General features: G+C 69.0%; 4 protein-coding genes and 1 pseudogene. 2 read left to right on the top strand and 3 right to left on the bottom strand.

Going from position 1 to position 4,236, the window contains the following annotated elements:
* Positions 1-324: pseudogene (locus tag ACK5F2_RS11550) on the top strand (hypothetical protein); the annotation flags it as partial.
* A 190-nt stretch (positions 325-514) separates the two neighbouring features.
* On the opposite strand, the gene ACK5F2_RS11545 reads toward ACK5F2_RS11550, so the two are convergent.
* Both ACK5F2_RS11545 and ACK5F2_RS11540 read right to left on the bottom strand, forming a co-directional pair.
* Positions 515-769 (bottom strand): PP0621 family protein, encoded by a 255-nt coding sequence (locus tag ACK5F2_RS11545; RefSeq protein ID WP_409864764.1) that lies wholly within the window; start codon positions 767-769, stop codon positions 515-517.
* 11 nt (positions 770-780) lie between these two features.
* A complete protein-coding gene (locus ACK5F2_RS11540) occupies positions 781-1,626 on the bottom strand; it encodes an inner membrane protein YpjD (protein ID WP_409864762.1) in 846 nt (281 codons plus the stop codon).
* Positions 1,627-1,672: 46 nt separating this feature from the next.
* Here ACK5F2_RS11540 and ffh point away from each other — a divergent pair, with 46 nt between their 5' ends.
* A complete protein-coding gene (gene ffh, locus ACK5F2_RS11535; RefSeq protein WP_409864761.1) occupies positions 1,673-3,064 on the top strand; it encodes a signal recognition particle protein in 1,392 nt (463 codons plus the stop codon).
* Positions 3,065-3,199: 135 nt separating this feature from the next.
* Here ffh and ftsY read toward each other — a convergent pair whose 3' ends face one another.
* Positions 3,200-4,234: a signal recognition particle-docking protein FtsY gene (gene ftsY, locus ACK5F2_RS11530; protein ID WP_409864760.1), complete on the bottom strand. Its 1,035-nt coding sequence runs from the start codon at positions 4,232-4,234 to the stop codon at positions 3,200-3,202.
* Positions 4,235-4,236 lie beyond the last annotated feature (2 nt).

Here is a 4,236-nt window from a genome sequence, read left to right as displayed (position 1 = left end):
TTCTTCCTGCGCCGCGGCTTGCGGCGCGATGCTGCGGGTGGCGGCTTCTACCGGCTGTATCGCGCCTGTCTGTCGGCCCGTGTTGCGTTGGGCCTTGCCCTGCTGGCCATGCAGCTGCTGGGCGGGATGCTGGGGGCGGAGCCGGTCCAGGGGGCCCTGGAGCTCAGCCTGCTCTACATGGTGCTGGCACTGCTGCAGTGGATCTTGCCCGCGGCGCGCCGAGGCGTGTCCGCCCGGTCCCTGGCCCGCCTGAGCAGCTGCATGGCCAGCAGGGCAAGGCCCAACGCAACACGGGCCGACAGACAGGCGCGATACAGCCGGTAGAAGCCGCCACCCGCAGCATCGCGCCGCAAGCCGCGGCGCAGGAAGAACCCGGTCTCGGCGTCCTGGTCGCCATTGACATCGGGGTCCGCGGGCGCAGGCGAAGACGGTGCAGGCGCCTCGCCACCACCGCCTGCACCGGCCTCAGTGGCCGAAGACCGAGCTTGTCTGGTGGACGACCAAGCGTCGTGACTCATGAGCGCGATCGGGCCTCAAAAGCGTGTCGATGCGCAGCGCTGCAGAAGTGCCCGCCCAGCCCCGGCAGCGCATCAGCCAGCGGCACATGCAGGCCACATTCGGCACAGGCCACGATGTCCTGAGCGCCTGCGGCCGGGGCCTTGGGGGCCTCGCGCTTGGGCCCGGGATCCGGGCGCGAGGGCCGCGCACGCTTGAGCCCCAGAACAAAGAAGACCAGGGCCAGGACAAGAATCAGGATCAGGTATTTCATGGCTCAGCCACTCAGACCGGTGCGGTGCCCGCACGCTGCAGCAGCACCTCCAACACAAAGCGCGAGCCCGCATAGGCCAGCAGCAGCAGGGCTGCCCCCAGATAGAGCCAGCGGGTAGCACGGCGGCCGCGCCAGCCAAACACGCGGCGGCCGGTCAGCAGACCGGTCAGCACCAGCCAGCCCAGCACGGAGAGCAGGTTCTTGTGGTCCCAGCGCCATTGCGGCGTGAACCACCAGCCCAGCAGCAGGGCCAGAGACAGCACCACCACACCCGCGCCCACGAACTGGAAGGTCAGACGCTCCAGGCGCAGCAGAGGCATGCCCAAGGGGAACTGCCCCTGCCCAGGCGAGGGCATCTTGAGGCGCATCTGGCGCTCGGCCCGGCTCAGCAGCACCGCATGCAGCACCGCCACGCCGAAGAGGCCGTAAGAGGCCAGGCCCAGCACCCAGTGCAGCGGCGTCCAGGGGGAAGCCGCCAGCGGGCGGCTTTCGCCCGGATAAAGCGCGGCCAGCAACACGCCCAGGGCCGCCAGCACTGCCAGCACCCGGCGCGCGCTGGGCAGGGGCACCAGGCGGCTCTCCACCATATAGACGGCCAGCACCAGCCAGATGGTCATGGACAGGGCCGGCGCGAAGCCGAAGCGCGCGCCCGGCTGGCTCGCGCCTATGCCCGCGATGTCCAGCACCAGTGCCAGAAGATGGGCGCTCCAACCCAGCACCAAGAGGCCGCGCAGACGGGCTCCGTCGCCCGCCTTGTCGGGGCTCAGCACCGCCGCGGCATAGGCCAGCAAGGCGAGCACGCTGCTGGCGACCAGCAGCGTGCCGGGCAGGCCCGAGGAGGCGAACGATAAAATCATCGCCACAGTGTAATTTGCGCGCCCGTCTCCCCGTGGCGCTAGCCCGATGGCCTCCACCCTGACCGAACGCCTGAGCCAGCTCGTCAAGACGATGCGCGGCCAGGCCCGCATCACCGAAAGCAATGTGCAGGACATGCTGCGCGAGGTGCGCATGGCCCTGCTGGAGGCCGACGTGGCCCTGCCGGTGGTGCGCGACTTCATCGCCCGCGTCAAGGAGAAGGCCCTGGGCCAGGAGGTGGTGGGCTCGCTCAACCCCGGCCAGGTCCTGGTCTCGGTGGTGCACAAGGAGCTGGCCGCCACCATGGGCGAGGGCGTGGCCGACATCAATCTGGCCGCCCAGCCGCCCGCCATCATCCTGATGGCCGGCCTGCAGGGCGCCGGCAAGACCACCACCACGGCCAAGCTGACCAAGCACCTGATCGACAAGCGCAAGAAGAAGGTGCTGACGGTCTCGGCCGACGTCTACCGCCCCGCCGCCATTGAGCAGCTCAAGACCGTCACCAAGCAGGCAGGTGGCGAGTGGTTCCCCTCCGACGCCGGACAGAAGCCACGCGAGATCGCCCTGGCCGCGCTGGACTACGCCAAGAAGCATTACTTCGATGTGCTGCTGGTCGACACGGCCGGCCGCCTGGCCATCGACGAAGCGCTGATGGCCGAGATCAAGGATCTGCACGCCGCGCTGAACCCGGTGGAGACGCTCTTCGTGGTCGATGCCATGCAGGGTCAGGATGCGATCAACACCGCCCGCGCCTTCAAGGAAGCCCTGCCGCTGACCGGCATCGTGCTGACCAAGCTGGACGGCGACTCGCGCGGCGGTGCGGCCGTGTCGGTGCGCCAGATCACCGGCGCGCCGATCAAGTTTGCCGGTGTGTCAGAAAAGATCGACGGCCTGGAGGTATTTGACGCCGAGCGTCACGCCGGCCGCGTGCTCGGCATGGGCGATATCGTGGCCCTGGTGGAGGAAGTCACCAAGGGCGTGGACATGGCCGCGGCCGAGAAGCTGGCCAACAAGCTCAAGAGCGGCGACGGCTTCGACCTGAATGACTTCCTGGCCCAGATCTCCCAGATGAAGAAGATGGGCGGCCTCTCGGGCCTGATGGACAAGCTGCCCACCCAGATGACGGCCAAGGCCGGCGCCGCCGACATGGACAAGGCCGAGCGCGACATGAAGCGCATGGAAGGCATCCTCAACGCCATGAGCGCCAAGGAGCGCGCCCAGCCCGCCCTGCTGATGGACGGCAAGAGCAAGGCCAGCCGCAAGCGCCGCATCGCGGCCGGTGCCGGCGTGCAGATCCAGGAGGTCAACCGCCTGCTGAATCAGTTCGACCAGATGCAGGGCATGATGAAGAAGATGAAGGGCGGCGGCCTGATGAAGATGATGAAGAAGATGGGCGGCATGAAGGGCCTCGGCGGGATGATGCCGCCTGGATTGAAGTAACACCCCCTACCCGCTTCGCGGGCCCCCTCAAGGGGGCGCCGTCGACGGACCGGCAAAGCCGGATCCGCGCCGGCCGCTGGATCAGTGAGCCGATCACGGTGGCCCGGCGCTCGGGCGCAATGCCTGCGCCGCCGATTACTCCAGCAAGGCCTGCGCAAACTCCCGCGCACTGAAAGTCTGCAGATCCTCCAGCTTCTCGCCCACGCCGATGAAGTAGACCGGGATGGGGCGCTCGCGCGCGATGGCGGCGAGCACGCCACCCTTGGCCGTGCCGTCCAGCTTGGTGACGATCAGGCCGGTCAGGCCCAGCGCATCGTCGAAGGCCTTGACCTGGGTGAGTGCGTTCTGGCCGGTATTGCCGTCCACCACCAGCAGCACCTCGTGCGGGGCCCCCTCCTGGGCCTTGCCGATCACGCGGCGGATCTTCTTGAGCTCCTCCATCAGATGCAGCTGGGTGGGCAGACGGCCCGCGGTATCGGCAATCACCACATCGCAGCCGCGCGCACGGCCGGCCACCACGGCATCGAAGGTCACGGCCGAGGGGTCGCCGCCTTCTTGGCTGACGATCTCGACCTGGGTGCGATCCGCCCAGACCGAGAGCTGCTCGCGCGCCGCGGCGCGGAAGGTGTCGGCCGCGGCCAGCAGCACCTTCTGCTCGGCCTCGGCCAGGTGGCGGGTCAGCTTGCCGATGCTGGTGGTCTTGCCGGCGCCGTTGACGCCCACCACCATCATGACCGTGGGCGTGTGCTCGCCCACGGTCAGCGACTTCTCCAGCGGGCGCAGCAGATCGCTCAGCGCCTCCGCCAGCAGACCGCGCACGGCTGCCGGGTCGGTGACCTTGGCCTCCTTGACGCGCTTCTTGAGATCCTCCAGCAAGAATTCGGTCGCCTTGACGCCGGTATCGGCCATCAGCAGGGCCGCCTCCAGCTCCTCATAGAGCGCGTCATCAATCTGGGTGCCGGTGAAAACCTGGGCGATGCTGGAGCCGGTCTTGCGCAGGCCGGCGCGCAGCTTGTCCAGCCAGCTGCGACGCACGGCCGGGGCCTCAGCAGGCTCTGGAGCCGGCGCAGCTGCGGCCAGCGGCGCCGGAACGGGCACGGGGGCGGGCGGCGGCGCCTCGGGCACCAGCACAACCGCCGGGGCCGGCGCGGGCGGTGCAACCGTGGGCACCG

It is taken from the genome of Roseateles sp. (genome assembly GCF_046300915.1).
In the GTDB taxonomy this organism is placed as follows: Bacteria; Pseudomonadota; Gammaproteobacteria; order Burkholderiales; family Burkholderiaceae_C; genus Kinneretia.
The sequence above is the reverse complement of the archived record's forward strand: the minus strand, read 5'-3'. Positions and strand labels throughout refer to the sequence as shown.

Excerpts from the sequence above, each read along its gene's own strand:
- ACK5F2_RS11540 (WP_409864762.1), bottom strand. The coding sequence starts at position 1,626 with ATGATTTTATCGTTCGCCTCCTCGGGCCTGCCCGGCACGCTGCTGGTC.
- ffh (WP_409864761.1), top strand. The coding sequence starts at position 1,673 with ATGGCCTCCACCCTGACCGAACGCCTGAGCCAGCTCGTCAAGACGATG.
- ACK5F2_RS11545 (WP_409864764.1), bottom strand. The coding sequence starts at position 769 with ATGAAATACCTGATCCTGATTCTTGTCCTGGCCCTGGTCTTCTTTGTT.